The following is a 16,160-nucleotide window of genomic DNA, read 5'->3' on the forward strand; positions in this document are numbered from 1 at the left end:
ACCTGCAGGTCGCCATCGACGCCCACACCCGCCTCGTCGTCGCCCTCGGCGACCCGCAACCCGGCAACCGCAACGACACCATCGTCTACCGCACCGACGAGCTGTGGAGCCTGGCCAGCCCGTTGGTTCCGCCGCCGCCTCGACGCCCGCAGGGCGGCGGCACCCCACCGATCGAGGCGCGGGCGGTGTTCGCCGCGATCGTGTACGTGTTGACCACTGGCTGCGCCTGGCGGCACCTGCCACCCGGGTTCGGAGTCTCCAAGGCCACCGCGCACCGCCGCTTCGTCGCCTGGACCCGGGCCGGGCTGTGGCGCAGGCTGCACGTCGCCGCCCTGGACCAGCTCGGCGCGAAGGGGTTGATCGACTGGTCCCGGGCCACCGCCGACGCGGCGTCGGTGCGGGCGAAAAGGGGGGCGACCTGACCGGACCGAGCCCGGTCGACCGAGGCAAGCCCGGCAGCAAAATCCACGCCCTGTCCGACCGCAACGGGCTGCCCTTGTCCGTCGGCGTGTCCGCCGCGAACACCCACGACAGCCGCTGCCTGGAGTCCCTGGTCCAGGCCATCCCCGCCATCCGCTCCCGACGCGGACCCCGCCGCCGGCGCCCCGACAAGCTGCACGCCGACAAGGGCTACGACTACCCCCACCTGCGGCGCATGCTCCGTGCCCGCGGCATCCGACCCCGCATCGCCCGCCGCGGCATCGAGTCGCCGAACCGTCTCGGCCGGCACCGCTGGGTGATCGAGAGGACCTTCGCCTGGTTCACCGGCTACCGCCGGCTGACCATCCGCTACGAACGCTCAGCCAGCCTCTACTGCGCATTCGTCACCCTCGCCGCCGCCCTCACCTGCCACAAGCGCTACCTCAAACTCACCACCTGAGACACGCTCTAAAGATCTAGCTAGAGGGGCGGTTCACCCGCCCCTCTAGCTAACGAGTTAGCGCCGCAATTTATCTGTAGCTATGCTGGCCACGGGATCGATACGAACTCAGCAGACCATCCCCGTTCCGATATCACGACGGATATTCTGTGGCCATGTAACCCCGTCTTGCAAGGTCCACAACAGCCGCCTCTATAACGTCCGAGCGCACTTCGATTGTCACCCAGTAATCCTTGTGGCAGTGCGGGCACTCAACGTACCCGTCACCCTGGAAGTTGCCGTTCTGCGGACGCCGCCTGGGGGACCTGTCCCCCTTCACGCCCCAATCCAGCAAATCACCAATGGCGTACTCGCGGAACTCAAAGAGACCAAATCGAAACTCAGCCGCCACTGAGCCAAATCTGCCACAATATGGGCACCGCAACACTACGTTGAGCAGATTATATCCACTCACTATGGCATCACCCGCCTGATGTTGACCCCAGGGATCCGGGCAGTATGAGTTACGAAGTTGGTGAGGCGCTTCTCCATTGTCACCGCCGTCCTGCCGCTTGCTGCAGCGAATCCAATCAAAGCCGCATCACCCCGACCTTGGGCGCCGACAACTGCGCCAAACGCATTACGGAATGCCGAACTCGATGCCATCGCGGCGGCCTCGGAGCCCGAGATCACCAGAATGTTGTTGTCTGCCAAGAATCTCCTCCGAGCTGCTGCGCCGTGCGCAACGCTCGTAAACTCGCGGAACTGGTTTGGCGTAATAGCTACCGACGAAGCTCCACTGATAGCACTCATGGCCCCTCCATGCCCGTTCATCGCACGAACCATGAGGTCATTGTCCGCGAGAATGCCATCGCCGCAATTATGCACCAGAACCGCCGTGCTGCCGGCGACTACATAGTACGTGTGAACCTCGGCGACGGTGAGGTCACGCATGATCTGCGAGCCCACGAAGTCGTGGACCTTCGCGACAGTGACCACGTCGCCCGTGGCGGTTCTGAGTCGCTCCGTGGGTTCGAGGTCGGATGCGTCGACCCACTCGCTGCGGCTTTCGCTCCAGAACGGGTGGTGTTGGGTTGTCTTGATGGTGGCGAACTTGCCGTCGTCGGCCCAGACGGACAGGTCGGTGAGAGCTTGGTCGAGGTTGATGTGAAGTTTCTCGACGGACTGTGCGCTGGTGGTGTCGGTTTCGGGGTCGTGGGCGAGGACCTTGTCGCCTTCTTTGACCTCGGCGATGGGGCGGGTGCTGCCGTCGGCCATGAGGACGGGTGTTGCGGGGTCGAAGCTGTGGGTTGGGCAGCCGTCCTTTGCCCGGGGTGCGCCGCCGCCGCCATTGCCGCCCGGCTTGCCCTTGGTTTTCGGTGCTGGGGTTTTGGCGGGAGGTGTGGGAACCTTCGGGTTCAGTTTGTCAGCCAAGGCCCTCTTACGGGCGTCCGCCTTCATTTGGGCCATCTGCTGGGCCTCGACCTTGGGATTGATCTTTGGTGCAGGTCCAAGGGGGGCTTTGCCTGCAAGAGACTTAGCCTTTTCGCCCACTTTCTGGAGGCCAGCCTTGCAGAACGATTTCACTTTGCATGCCACGTCGAGGCCCGGGACCATTGAGGCTCCCGAGACAATGCCATTAGTGTAGTCACCCTCGGCGAAATACCAGACGGCATTCGCGGCATCGCACGGAGCTCCCAAGATTCCGCCGCCGATGCCGCAGGCGTCTAGTGCCTCATGCCCCTTCTCACTGCCACTCTTCTTGCCTGGGCCGAGCCCTCGCCCGCCACCGGCTCCGCCTTCCTCAACGTATTCCTGGCAACCGTATCCGTTCTTGTCCCACGGACACAAACCATCTGGGGTATCAATCCCCGCATATTCGGGGATGATGAGGCCGCTTGGGTCGCTGTAGGTGATGGGGTTGTTGGCGGCGTAGGTGTATGCGGGTAATTGTTGTGGGTTGCCTGGGTCGTTGATCGGGTCGACGGAGATGAACCGTCCGATTTTCGGGTCGTATTCTCGGGCTCCGAGGTGGGTTAGGCCGGTGGGGTCTTGGTAGCCGCCGAGGAAGCCTTGTTTGTTGGGCCAGGTGACGGCTGCTCCCCGTGCCGTCCCGTACGGGGTTTGCCGGCGTTGGGTGATCGTCTGGTTGGTGTCGGCGGTGACACTGATCTGTGCGGTGCCCTGATGGTCGCTGGCCAGCCAGGTGAGGCCGGTGACGGTCCGTTGGGCGATCGTTTCGTCGTTGAAGGTGTAGTAGCGGGTGGCGTCGACGGAGCCGGTGGCGGCGTTGCGCCGGATCTCCATCGACCCGAGGAACAGGGTGCTGCCGGTCGGGTCGTTGGCGATGAGCCGGCTGCCGTTGGCGTCGTAGATGTAGGAGTTGGCGCCGGAGCTGTCGGTCAGCGTGGCGAGGTGTCCCTCGACGTCCCAGGTGAGGGTTTGTTGGCCGTTGGGTCCGGGGCGGGTGGTCATGTTGCCGGTGGCGTCGTAGGTGTACGCGCCGGTGGTGGTGCCGGTGTTGTCGGTCCTGCTCCAGCCGTCGAGGCGGTGCGGCTGGGCCGCGCCCGCGGTCGGATAGCTGTAGCTGGTGGTGACGGTCCCGGTGGGGGTGCCGCGCTCGGTCTGAGTCAGCCGGTTGCCGACGCGTCCCTTCGGGTCGTCTGGTGCGCCGAAGCTCCACTCCTGCCAGTACGGCGCCGGTCCACCGAGACCGGCTTCGGTCGTGGCCACCTTGCAGTCGGCGGACGCGGGTGTCCATGCCTTGGTCAGCCGGCGCTGGTGGTCGTAGTCGAAGCACTGGGTGTCGCGTGGGCGGCTGCCCGGGTTGTCGTCGATCTTGAGGATGTTGCCGCTGTCGTCGTATTCGTAGGAGACCGCGGCGATGTAGGTGGGTGTGGTCGAGCGGCTGATGGAGCTGGTCTTGACCCGGCCGGTGGTTTCGTCGTAGTAGTGGGCCGTCTGCATGTATTTCGCGCCGGTCAGTTGGGCGGCGCGGGTGGTGGTGCTGACCTCGAAGAGGTTGGTGTAGCCGGTTTGGATGGTGTAGTAGCTGACGTCGCCGTAGTCCGTGGCCAACTGGTTGGGCATGGCGTACGTGGTGTCGTACTTGTAGGTCAGCACTTCCTCGTAGAGGCCGCCGGCTGCCGGCAGGGTGACTGTGTTGGGTGACCCGTCACCGTTGTAGGTGGCCTTCGAGGTGAAGCTGCATGCCGTCGCGCCGGCACCACAGAAGCCGGCTTGGGACGCGGGCAGGGTCAGTTTGGTCTCGATCGGCTGGTACTGCGGGTTCACCCTGACGATCTCGTCGCGGTACTCGTCGTTGCCTATCCAGCGGGAGGCCGACGTGGTGAGGCCCTTGGCCGGCAGGTCGTAGGTGTAGCTGATACGCCGTGCGCCGGTCAGGCTTCCTTCCCGGACGGTTTCCAGCCGGCCCATCCGGTCGTAGGTGTACCAGAGGTCGGGGGTGTCATCTCGGGAGTCGGTGGTCTTTTCCAGCTCGCCGAGGGTGTTGTACTGCATCGTCGACGTGCCCTTGTCGGGGTCGCTCGTCGAGACCGGTCGGCCCTGGATGTCGTAGTCGTAGGACCAGGTGTTGCCGGAGGCGTCGATGACGGTGGCCAGCTGCCCGACCGGGTGGTAGGTGTAGCGGGTTTCGTCGTAGCTGCCGGTGGCGGTCTGCCCGTGGTACTGCCACAGCTTTTCGGTGCGCCCCTGGGCGTCGGACCAGATGGTGGTTGCGGCCTCGCCCTCGGGTGGAAGGACAGTGATGTGGTCGCCGTGGTAGGTGGTCGACGTACGCGACGTCTCCACCTGCACGTCGCCCTGCTTGCCGAGCAGCAGCGAATGCAGGGGTCGTCCGACGGTGTCGTAGAACGTGCGGGTTTGGCTCGGCACGTCCTGGTCGAGCGGGCTTTCGATCTTGGCGAGGTCGATCGGGCTGTTGTTGTAGTAGGCGGAGTTGGCCTTGTAGATGCGTCCGGCGGCGTCGTAGAAGGTGTCGGTCATGATGCGACCGCCGCCGTAGGCAGCCTCCTGGGTCTGCCGGGGCCGTCCGAGTGCGTCCACAATCGCGTACGACAGGTCGAAGCCACCCCTGGCGTTGAGCGAGCGGGTGGTGATGGTCGACACCGACGTGTTGGACAGGTTGTAGGTGTAGCTGGTCGTCGGGTCTGACGGGAAGGTTACTTTCGCCCGTCCGGGCAGCCAGACGCCGATGTTGCGGCCCAGCGCGTCGTAGGTGTACTCGGTGACGCGAAGGTTTGGGTCGGTGACCTTGAGGGGAAGGCCTGAGACCGGGTCGAGGTCGACCGTGTTGGTCCAGTCGAGCGGGTTGGTGGTGACCACCTTCGTCACCGGCCCGCCCGTGAGCGGGGTGTAGGCGGTCTTGGTGACCTCACCCGCGATGTCGGTGGCTTCCTTCACCCGCCCGTGCGCGTCGTAGGCTGCGGTGGAAACCTGCTGGTAGGTGCGGGTGCCGCCGGAGAAGCCGGTCAGCTTCTCCGTCTTGGTCAGCAGGCCCTTGGTGGGCGTCGCCCCGTACGCTAGGCCGTCGAAGGAGAACCGCGTGTCCGCGGTGATCTGCTTCTCCTGCGTAGGTGCGGTCGCGCAGGCCCCCGCCCAGCCGTGTGTGCGCTTAACCGGGGAAAGTAGCCAGTTGGTGCCGGTGGTGTTGCGGGAATACTCGGTCTGCACGCAGCTTTCGTCGCCGGTCTTGGCGTCGTCGCCGCCGCTGTCGACGCTGGTCGGCATGCCGTAGGTGTCATAGGTGGTGGTGGTCGTGGTGCGACGGAACCCACCGTCAACGGCGGTGCGGGTCTTGACCGTCTTCACCCCCGCGTAGCGGGCCTCGGCGGCCGGCGTGCCCGATCGGGTCGCGCTCGCCGGGTCGGAGCGCCACATGTCGTTGACCGTCGCGGACAGGATCTGCGAGCCGAGCCAGGTGATCTGCTCGCGCGGCGTGCCCGCATAGTGGTCGTAGTCGTTGACAGCAACGCCCTCACGCCCCTGCACGGTCGTGGTGCGGGTGCCTCCGCCGCCGAGCTTGTCGCCATACATGCCGCGGAAGTAGAGGGTTTCGGTCTTGGTCCGCTCGGCACCTTCACCGACATAGGTGATGACGGTTGGGTAGCCCCGCCACTGCCCCCAGGTTTTGCGGTCGTCGGGGGCGAGCCCGTTGTCCTCGTCGTGGTGCCACAGCGGCAGGTTGTTCGGGTTCTGGTACTCGTAGGCGGTGCGCAGCGGCCGGGCTCCGCCGGTGTGGTCGATCTGTTGGACCTCGGTCACCACGTACTTGTGGAAGTAGTCGGTGATGGGGTCGGTGTAGGCCGGTGGGGTCCACTTCACCGGGTAGCAGCGCAGGGAGTTGCTGTCCAGCGCAGTGTCCGACGGCATGGTGCCGCTCTTGGCGCACTGGGCGCCGCTGTAGGTCACGTAGATCTGCCCGCCGGTCTCCAGCTTGATGGAGTTGACCCGGCGCCAGTTCATCGCCAATGCCCAGTCGCTGCCGGCGGCGTCGACGCGGTTGGGCATCTGCATGCCCTCGAACGTCACCTCCGGCGTTGCCAGCGTTGCCCCGTTGAGGCCGCGGTGGGTGATGCCGTCCAGCCACAGGCCGGCGCGGGTGCCGTCGCCGGGGTCGGGGAAGCTCTGCCGCAGCGTCCACGAGTCCGCGTTCTGGTAGGCGGTGCCCTTGAACACCTTGGTGATGACCACGGTCAGCCGTTTCGACGACCAGAACGTCGGCGACCCGTTGAGGCAGGGGTTGGTGGTGGCCGTGCACTCCTGGTCCCACGGGGTGTCCGGCCAGGTCGTCTCGTCCTTCGTGGTGCAGTTGCTCAGGCAACGGTCGACGTTGGTGAAGTCGACACGCATCGGCGCGTTCTGCACGTACGGGCTGGTGGCGGCGTACTCGGTGCCATCCCGGTTGTCGGTGCCATACTCGATCCGCGTCAGGTAGGCGGCCCGGTTATAGGCGACCGGCGTCGTGGCTTCCTTGTTCTTCGCGTAGTAGTTGGTCTCCTTGGTCCACCAGAAGGACATGGTGTTGCCGTGGATGTCCTGGACGTAGTCGAGGTTCCACCGCCATGCCTGCCGCTTACCTCCGCAGTCAGAGGCGGCGAACGTGGTCTGGTAGCACGGCTCACCGGGGTTGTTGCCGAAGACGGGAACGGTCAGCACCGAGTTCGTCGTCGGCCGGTCGGTGGACCAGCCCGGCAGCTGGTGCCGGCCGAACCAGTACTGCGTACCGTCGGCGGTGGTGATCTTCCAGTACTCGTTGTCGTTGTCGCCGTTGGCGTAGGCCGGCGTGGTCGACCGCTCGACCTTCCACCCGTTCTTCTTGCGCGGATGCCACGTGCCGTCGCTAGCCTTGAGCAGTTCGACAGCGCTGCCGCCAAGGGAGACCACGGCGTTGTCCGGACCCCAGCACAGGTCACCGGTCTTGGTGGTGTTGTTGGCCCCGGCGCTGTCCATGTCGTCCGCGCAGGCCTTGTACTGCCGCTCCACAAAGCCCGGCGAGTAGTCGAAGCCCTCGCCGATTGGGCCGGGCTGGTTGTTGCTGGCCGCGTGCCGACCGTCGACCGCCTGGGAGGAGTAGCTCAGGGCGAGACCGGGGGCGGGGCCGCCGGGTCCCGGCGGGGTTCGCATCGGATACGACCATTGGAACGCGCCGGTCGAACCTCCGTGGCTCCATGACGCGGACGGCGCCAGGCTGGACGCGGTGAAGCTACCCGCCCCACCCGATGGCCCGGCTGCCAGCGCGACCAGCGTGCCCGCCGTCCCGGCCGTGCTCGTCACGCCGAAGCGCTTGGCGTCCGCGGCCGATACCGCCGCTTCGACCGGGCGCACCGTGAGCTGCGCGGTCACGGTCTGCGTTCGCACGTCGTTGCGCGAGGCCAGCGGTACGACCGCGCACCCCGCTGCTGTCGGCGTGGTTAGCGCGCAGTCCGGGACGTGCAGCAGCCGCAGCCTCGATGACCAGTCCGCGCCGTATGCAGTCGAGAAGTCCCCGTAGTTGACGCCCACCTCGACATGGCCGACCGAGCGCGCCCCATCGGTCCGTCCGAGGCGCAGGAGCAGGCCGCCGCGTACCCCGGCTGCCTCCGCCGTCGCCTTCGGCAGCACCTGCACCCGCACGCTGGACGGTGGCGTCAAACCCGCAGAACGGGCATCACTGGAGGTGGCACTGACCTGCCGTACGGTCACGGGCAGCGACCCAGCACGCGTCGCCTTGTTAGGTGCCGACGTCCGCGCACCCGCTGCCGGCGTGGCCAGTTCCACCTCCGCGCTGCCGGCCGCCGGCCACTTCGGCGCGGGTCGCGTGGTCGCGCCCGCCGCGTGCGACGATCGTGGCGGCGCCGCGGTCGTCTTGACTGGTGCGACTGGCACCGACTCGTACTGCTGGGCCTTCAGTTGCTCCGCTTCGGCGGGTGCCTGTGCCTGCGCGGGTACCTGCCCTCCGAGCGTGGCGGTCAGCACCGCCAGCAGACCAGCAGCAAGGCCTCGTCGACTCCGGCCGTAAGACGAGCCGGTCCGGTGGCGAACCGGCCGTCGGGATCTGGGCGATCTCATCCTTACCTTCCTCTGAAAGGGGTGCGAGCACGCCACACGGTGTGCGTAGCGTGAACTAACGAACCAGCCGCAGACCGAGGCAACAGACTCACCGCCCCACGACTACGGGATCCCGGCCGTGAGAGTCGGTGGCAGAGGATCAGGCACCCGTCCCAACGGTTGCCCTACGGCACCGAACTCGCGGGCCCGCCGGTTGGACCGGTGATATTTAGGCCGTCTAGCCATTGGCTGGGTATCGAAGGGAAGCCTGCGAGTCCTAGGGCGTCGCACTGGAAGCGACGCCCTAGGACTTTCGGACCGTGTGGTTAGGCTGCAGAGTGCAGGTGGGTGATCTCGGCGTCGGACAGCAGCCCCTGCCACATCCGGACGCCGTCCACTGTGCCGCCGTTGAGGAAGAACGAGTTAATTGCCCGGCCGACATGCATGACCTGCGTCCCGTGCCAGCCGACGGTATTCGACCGAACTCCCTGAAGTACGCCGTTGACGTAGAGCCGCAACTCCCGGTTTGCCGCGTCGTACCGTGCGACCAAATGCGTCCAGGCGTCGAGCTGCGCGGGTGCGGTCGATAGGACGAACTGCCACTCGGCGGTTCCGACGTCAACCGACGGCATGGTGATGCACCACTTGTTCGTGTAGATGTCGTACATAAGGTAGTAGGCCGACCGGCTGCTGCCGTCCTGAGCCAGGATCGTCTGATGTTCGGCCTTGGTCACCTTGGCCCACGCGGAGACGGTCCACGACTGGTCGGTGCGCAGGACAGGCACGCTGGTGTCCGCCGACCCGGGACTACCGTTGATCGTCACCCCGGAGGTGTAGTTGTAGCCCTCGGTCCACATCGCTGACGGGTCAGCGGTCAGGGTCAACGGTCGCTGGTACCGTGAGAGGTCTGCCTCCTGGCGTGCCGTCTCGTCGGGGTTATCCATCTCCCACTGCCCGACTGGCGTAGGCGCCAGGATGTCAACAAGGTCCAGGTCGGGCACGATCACACGGTCCCACGTCCGTACCTCGCTGATAGCGCCGTTCCAGTACGCCACGTTGGTACTGTTCCAGCGCTCGCGGCCGAGGGTGATGTCTCCGCCGGCGTTGAAGGTGCGCGGCACGGTACCGGCCGCTACCTCTTTGCCGTTGATGTAGAGCCGCATCGCACCCCCAGCCGCGTCGTACACCCCTGCCACGTGGGTCCAGATCCCCTTCACCGCCGGGGGACCGAAGATGTTGGTGAACGCCGACGTGCTGACGTCCTGCTCGACGACGGTAAAGACCCACCGGTTGTCGCCCCACTTGCGCAGCATGAACGAGTCGGTAGCGCTACCGGGCGACCCGGCGATCTCCATCAATCCGTCCGCGTCAGGTCGCACCCACGCGGCCACGGAGTAGCTACGAGACGTGTCCAGGCCGACAGTAGGAGCCAGCGCGTGGTCATCTACACCGTCGAGCTTTACCGCCCAGTCCTTGCCCAACCGTTCGTGCGTGCCCAGAACCCGAGAATCGGTCCATGTCACGCCATTGACGAGGGTGGCTGCAGGGCCTGCGTCTGCCTCCGGTGCGAGCGTCGTGCCGGTGCCCTCGTCCATCGCCCACGTCACCTTCGGTGCGGATGCGATACCCGCCCGGAACGCGTAGTCGTAGCTCCCGTTGGACGGGTTGCCCACCTGGTCGCGGCTGTAGACGGTCAACACGTTCTCGCCAACCCTCGTCGGCGTCACCCACACGGTCACCGGGCCACCGAGAGTCGGCGGCTTGGCGTAGAGGATTGGACCACCGGCGACCTGGTAGGCGTAGTCGTAGACGTCCTGGCTGCCGTTCGCCGAGAAAGTAAAGCGGCCGGAGTAGCCCACGGAGCCACGATCCTCCTGATTCGTGCCAAGCGGCGGCGACTCCAAATACAGTCCGTCGGCCGCAGTCACCGTCGGGGTGACCTGTGGCCCGGCGTAGTCGACCGCAAACTCACACCACGGCGACCACTGAGCCGACACCCCACCCAAGGTGTCCTTGGTCTGCACCTGCCACCGGTACACCTCGCCGTCAGCTGTCTTGGTGCTCAGTTGCACCTCAGCCTTCGCTCCGGGCGCGACGCCCGTGTCCGTCTTCGGCCAGCCGGTGACCGTCTCCCACGTCGTAGAGCTGCTCTGCTTCTGCAGGGCGAACACGCCCGACAGGCTGCCGCCGTTGCTGCCGTCCGGGTCCGTCAGCGTCGCCTTCAACCACGGGTAGTCCGCCCGCACCGCCGGTCGGGAAGTCCCCGTCACGCACGGTAGAGCCGGCGCCGTGTATCCGGCGTGGGTCGACAACTGCGCGGCAGTCGGAGTGTTGGGGTTGGTGTTGTACTCCACCGTCAGCTTCGTCTGCGCCGGGTCGAACTTCTTCCACCACGTGCTGGTCGACTCCGACGTGCCATCAGACTGCCGGTTCGACAAGGCCAGGGTGTAGTTGCTGTCGCCGCGGTGCGCGATGATGTCGTTCTTAAGGTTGGTACTGCTGAACTCCATCGGCAGATCCGGTTGCGGATCGTTGTCACAACTCGGTGCAGCGGGCGGCTTGTGCGCGTTGCCGGACCGCTGCTCGATCCACAGTGCCAGGTTCGGCCCGTCCCACGTTTGCTTGCCGCTAACGGTGAGATCCGCCGTCCGCCACAAGTTGACCGGGGTCGCCGTACACGACCACGAGTGGATCAACTCCGTCAGGAACTTCGCCGACCGGATGTTCTTGCCCGCAAGAGTGGACAGGTTGAACGCGAAGAACGACCGGAACGTGCCATCCCCTGTCGGCTCGACGCCGACCCGGGCGATTCCGTCACTGCGGGTCGCGTTCTCCGAGCCCGCGTATCCCCACCGCAGCTTGTTGATCGTCGTATATGGGTCGATCACCACGGGGAAGACGGTGTCCTCACCGCGCAGCAACTCCAGGTCGGGACGGACCACCAGGTCCGCGCCCTGAACATCGGTCGGCAACTCCGCCTTGCGCGCCAGATCCGGCGGCGTCAGCAACACCTCATCACTCGGCTCGGCGTCGTCGGTCGAGGTCCGGCTCGTCGCTGACCTCGCCGCCGGGGCGGTTCCGGTGGAGTCCCACATCAGCGCGTTACCCGAGGACAGCAGCACCTCGCCTGCCGCGTCGACGACCTCGAAGCCACCCTCCTCCCGAGACCGCTTCGACAGGCCCGGAGTCTCCAGCGCAAACCGCAGCTCGGTCAACGCGGGGTTCATAGCTGCCTGCGCCGACTTCACCACCAGCACCCACGTGAACCCGTCGGCCAAGGCCCGCAACCGCAGGTCAACGTCCGGCAGCACCGACTCGTAGACCGCCGTGTCACCCTCCAACCGCGGCTCGGCGAGGACACCGGGCCACGACATGGTCGCCTCACCACCCGCCAGCGCCACCCGCACCGCAGCACCGGTGCCACCGGTCGAGAAGGACACATCCGCCAGGGTCGCCACCGGAGCCACACCCCGCTCGGTCCGGCGCAGGGTGGTGTCGATCTGCCGCCACGCTCCGTCGCGTCCCTGCGCCCACCGCGGGCCGGCGTACGACTCGAGCAACAACGAGCCCTGCGGAGTCGCGACCGCCCGGGACGCCTCCGACTTGGAACCGGCCACCTCCACCGGAACGCCCAACCGTTGTGCCGCCGCCAAGGCCTCCGCCTCCGCGTTCGACCCGGATGGCGCATCCAACGGCTCCGCGTAAGCGGAACGGGCCCCAGGTATCACCGCCACGCCTGCAGCCAGCAGCACCAGCGGCAACAGAAGCCTTCCCAGGCCATGTCTCCGGGCAGCCATCACCGAACGACGCCGCACGTCGCCCTCCCCCGCATCAAGGTCATCCGAGGAGCGAGCCCCCCGGGCAACATCGACAACCCGCCCAGGTGTCACTCACCGTAATCAACCTGTTGCGTCTGAACAGGCAAGATCAAACACTGTCGCCTGGAATCCGTCAATGATGAGTTCATCCGCCCAGGTTTGAGAGACCGCGAACACCCCTACTTCTGAACGCACCGAAGCCAACGCGACGATCACCTGGTGTACGGTGCTGCCGGCCGAGACGGAGACGGGGTGCAAGGTATGACGAGAACAAGACCGAACGGCGCCCGCAGGCGGCTTACTGGCGTCGTGGTCGTGCTCCTGACTGGGCTGCTCGCCGCGACCGGATGCACACAACCCGGCGATACCCGCAAGTCAGAGGCGCAGACAGCCCCTTCCCCCACCACTGCCATGCGACTGGACAAGCCGAAACGGCTGCTGGACCGCTGGCCCGAATCGGTCGACCGATCACTGCACAAGACCGCCCAGCAAAACCTGGGAAACCTCAAAAAACTACTCGGCGGTGAACCGACCAGCGCCATCGGCACCGCCTACGTCACCTGGGAAGGCGAGTACCTGCCAGAGCGCGGCTGGTACCGACCAGCCGGAGGCAGCACCGTCCTCATCAGCGGATTATCCGGCACTGTCAGCGACCCCAGGGCCACACTCAACGCCGCCTTCGCCAACCTGACCCGCCTCACCACGGTCGCCCCCACCGCGCCTGGCCCGCTCGGCGGCGAGGCCCGCTGCGGCACCGGCCAAGACAAGGGCACCCACATCGAAGCCTGCGGCTGGGCCGACAATCACACCGTCGCGCTGGTGACGTTCATCGGATTCCCCGCAGCGCAGAGCCGAGCCGACGACTTCCGCCAGGTCCGATCACAACTGGAAAACCCCGTCCGCTAGGGTCTGGATCGAAGTCGGCCAGCGCCTTGGTCAGTCCGAGTTAACCAGACGAGCACCCCAGGACCGTCCGGCGTGATCACTGGTATCCATGCCTCGTCGATGTCGCGGATCCGGCTTTCGTCCAGGCGGAGGGCGTGCGGCTCCTCGCTGTGTCCACCGCAAGCCCAGTAAGAGATGCCGCCGATGATCTGGCTGAGCCTGGCGGAAGGGCTCGTTCGTCTTGAGCCACGCGGCGGTGAAGGCGTACGTCTCCGCGTCGCGGACCTCGGCGATCACGGCCGGCACGTCTCGCGACGACCGAGCTGTTGTGGGTCACGCCCCTGCAGGTCCGCGGGCGAAATCGACGAAGCCGTCACGGATCGCCGTTACCGGCGTCTTCGGGTGCGGGACGACGTCCCGCCAGCCGACGGTATCCCGCAACCGCTGCCACACCGCCAGGTGGTCAGGCGTGCTCAACGGCTACCTGCCGGGCCAGGTCCTCGGCTACCGACTCCACGACCGCTCTCGGCGGCTCGACCCAACTGTCGAAGCGGCCAGCGACCGCGTGTTCGAGCAGTTCCTTCCGGCGGGTGGACTTGATGCCGGCCGCGTCGAGAAACCAGCCGAGCACGGTCATGCAGCAGCCGTACCAGCCGGACTCGTACTGCGTGCGGTCACCGACCGCAGTCACCAGGTGAGCAACCGCGCGCTCCCACCCGTCCAGGTCGTCGGCGGGAAGCGGCAGGAACCGGTCGAACCGCTCTGCCAAATCGTCCAGCCAGTCGCGCCACTCCACCAGGGCCGCGGAGATCGTGGCCGCGGTCGCCTCCGGCGTGGTGACCGAGTGCGAGAAGCAGCACCAGGAGCCAACCGGGCCGCCATCCAAGTCGCCCTCGCCGACCGACCAGCACCAACCCACCGCCCACCGCCCGTACCGGTCGACAAGCCCGGCCGACACGTTTTCCAGCCACAGGTCTCGGAGGCGCCAGTCGGCCCCCGGTGACGGGAGTTCGGACGCCGCGACCAGATCGCTCACCACCGCCCGCACCGTGTCCGGATCGAAGACCCGATCCGCGGGATCGGTATCCGCCCAGCTCAGCTGCCTCGGATGGGGCAGACGGCGGTCCTGGGGCGCCGTGTAGATGGTGATCCGGCCATTGCCCTGAACAGCCCGCCAGGCCGGCGGCTCGCCCGTACCGTCCGCTGCTGCCGGGGCCGCGCCCGCGAAGCGGCCGCGGGCATCGGTGGCGAGCTCAACCAGCAGTTCATGCCAGGCCACCACGGCGTCAGCGAGGCGGGTCAGCTTCTCATCCGGTGTCGCCACTGCAGGACGTTCCGCCCTCCAGAGCGGAATGACCCCGCGGTCCTGGTAGTCCTCCATCGCGACGGTGTACCACCAGCCCACCACCCAATCGCCCAGGTGCTCGACCAGCGCCTCCGTCATCCGGTCGTACCAGAACTCGATGAGCCGCCAATCAGTGCCGGCCGGCGGGACCTCGGCGGCCGGCGGTAGCGCCCGCACCAGCTCTGCGACACCGGCCGGGTCGAACGCGGGCCGCGCGGCGGGGTCGACGTCTCCCCAGGTGAGTCTCCAAAACTCGGGGAGATTGACTCGGTCAGTTGTCACACTCGGCCTTCCGTACGGCAGCCGAACAGCTTAACGAGTCCGCCCTCCCGATCGCCGCCCCGCCATCGACGAAGTCGCTTTCGTTCGACGGCCCTCGGGCGCTTCCATGATCGCTTGCCCAGTCATGCACCCCACCAACCGCAGCCTTCTCCTCGAGGGGCAAGACATCCGCTCATTAGCAGATGCGGATGCCCCGTGGACGTCACCGGCCTGATGCTTCGTCGATGCCGTACCGCACCATGACGTGCAAGTCCTCGGCGAGTAGATCCCTCGCGAGGCCACGATCCACGAAGGTTGCTAACGATCGGCCGACCTCGTCTCCCGCCACATCGACCAGGTCCTCATCGTGTGCGGCGCGCCGCAACGCGTCCAACGCGCGCGGATCGTTCCTGTTCGCGAGGTCGACCGCAGCCTGGCACCGGAAATCCGGGTCCTCCGACTGGTCCAGCAGCACCGCGTGCAAGCGCTCGGCGCGCCAGTCCCATCGCGGTTGCCCGGCCGCCCGCAAGCCGTCGCGCAGTTCCCCGGGCGGCCGGTATCCGTGTTCTTCAACGTAATGCAAAATCATCATCGGTGCGGCGTAGATCTCCCCGTCGGGCAGGTAGTAGCGATACTCGCCGTTACCCTCAAAGGCCCCACAGAAGTCACAGTCATGCCAGCCGAGCGTGACGCTGCCAAGCCGCCGAGATGCCACCCTGAGCCGCTCCATCTCGGCACCAGTCATCGGCGCCGCGCCAGCGCCCTGCACCCCGTAACGGCGCCCCGGCCACCCGACGGCCCGCATCGGCAGCGGAGAACCGAGGTAGTCGTACGGCGACAGGTCAAAGTACTCCACGCCACGATCATCCGGCATGCAATATCCGAAATCTTCGGTTGCCTTCGGTGACGAGCGCTTCGCGGCAGATGCGGATGTCAGCGGCGGCCAGAGCCCGGCGTGCGATAGTTGCGCGCGTGACGTTTCCGCTCGAAGCGCTGTCCGTTGCGGTTACGGCCCGTGCCGAGACTTGGGCGCGGCTTAAGATGCGCTGGCACGCTCGCCCAATCCAACCGAACTACGGCAAGCCGGTCGTGAGCGTCGACTTCGAGTCTTCGGCGTGGCTCGCTCAGGTCACGATCTGGCTCAGCGGCGAGGCGGACTTGGACACGGTCCGCCTGGCTGACGACAGGATCGTCAACAAGCACTACGAACTTACCGGCTACGGCGATCTCGAAGTAATGCTCGACGAGTTCGTCGGTCTGCTCATCGACGACAGGATTCCCGGCGCAGCATTCGTCGCCCAGTGGCCGGGAACGACCGCCTGACCGTGCGCGCCGATGCACGCTCATCGGCAGATCCGGATGCCGGAGCGGTTCGCTCCGATCGCCGCTCACCACAGCCACCGGGCAGCCGGCGCATCGAAAAGGGATAGGACAAGCGACA

The 16,160-nt window shown here is 66.5% G+C and carries 8 protein-coding genes and 1 pseudogene; 3 read left to right on the forward strand and 6 right to left on the reverse strand.

What is annotated here, in order from left to right:
- The first annotated feature begins 80 nt into the window (after positions 1-80).
- Positions 81-880 (forward strand): IS5 family transposase gene (locus ABZ793_RS33655; protein WP_357464868.1). Its coding sequence is split into 2 segments (ribosomal slippage): positions 81-405 and positions 405-880, totalling 801 coding nucleotides; the frame shifts between segments, so codons are not numbered across the junction.
- A gap of 453 nt (positions 881-1,333) precedes the next feature.
- Here ABZ793_RS33655 and ABZ793_RS33660 read toward each other — a convergent pair.
- From ABZ793_RS33660 to ABZ793_RS33670, 3 genes are all read right to left on the reverse strand, one after another.
- Positions 1,334-8,338 carry an RHS repeat-associated core domain-containing protein gene (locus ABZ793_RS33660; protein WP_357464856.1) on the reverse strand — a complete coding sequence of 2,335 codons (7,005 nt, stop codon included), beginning with the start codon at positions 8,336-8,338 and terminating at the stop codon, positions 1,334-1,336.
- A gap of 398 nt (positions 8,339-8,736) precedes the next feature.
- Positions 8,737-12,162, reverse strand: a complete 3,426-nt coding sequence (locus tag ABZ793_RS33665) for a LamG domain-containing protein (protein ID WP_357464870.1) — start codon at positions 12,160-12,162, stop codon at positions 8,737-8,739.
- 147 nt (positions 12,163-12,309) lie between these two features.
- A complete protein-coding gene (locus ABZ793_RS33670; RefSeq protein WP_357464858.1) occupies positions 12,310-12,444 on the reverse strand; it encodes a hypothetical protein in 135 nt (44 codons plus the stop codon).
- Between the two features lie 93 nt (positions 12,445-12,537).
- On the opposite strand from ABZ793_RS33670, the gene ABZ793_RS33675 reads away from it, so the two are divergent.
- Positions 12,538-13,134, forward strand: coding sequence for a hypothetical protein (locus tag ABZ793_RS33675; protein WP_357464860.1), 597 nt, complete (start codon positions 12,538-12,540; stop codon positions 13,132-13,134).
- Here ABZ793_RS33675 and ABZ793_RS33680 read toward each other — a convergent pair.
- The 3 genes and pseudogenes from ABZ793_RS33680 to ABZ793_RS33690 all read right to left on the reverse strand — a co-directional run.
- Positions 13,131-13,337: pseudogene (locus ABZ793_RS33680) on the reverse strand (DUF6210 family protein); the annotation flags it as partial. The gene ABZ793_RS33675 and the pseudogene ABZ793_RS33680 overlap by 4 nt on opposite strands.
- A gap of 239 nt (positions 13,338-13,576) precedes the next feature.
- The gene (locus tag ABZ793_RS33685) at positions 13,577-14,740 is read right to left on the reverse strand and encodes a hypothetical protein (RefSeq protein WP_357464862.1); all 1,164 of its coding nucleotides are present in this window, start codon (positions 14,738-14,740) and stop codon (positions 13,577-13,579) included.
- Positions 14,741-14,942: 202 nt separating this feature from the next.
- A complete protein-coding gene (locus ABZ793_RS33690) occupies positions 14,943-15,575 on the reverse strand; it encodes a HEAT repeat domain-containing protein (RefSeq protein WP_357464864.1) in 633 nt (210 codons plus the stop codon).
- 116 nt (positions 15,576-15,691) lie between these two features.
- Between ABZ793_RS33690 and ABZ793_RS33695 the strand changes: the two genes are divergently transcribed.
- On the forward strand, positions 15,692-16,042 hold the full coding sequence (locus tag ABZ793_RS33695; RefSeq protein ID WP_357464866.1) for a hypothetical protein: 351 nt from the start codon (positions 15,692-15,694) through the stop codon (positions 16,040-16,042).
- The last annotated feature ends 118 nt before the right edge of the window (positions 16,043-16,160 follow it).

The organism is Micromonospora sp. NPDC047465 (assembly GCF_040643125.1).
GTDB lineage: Bacteria > Actinomycetota > Actinomycetes > Mycobacteriales > Micromonosporaceae > Micromonospora.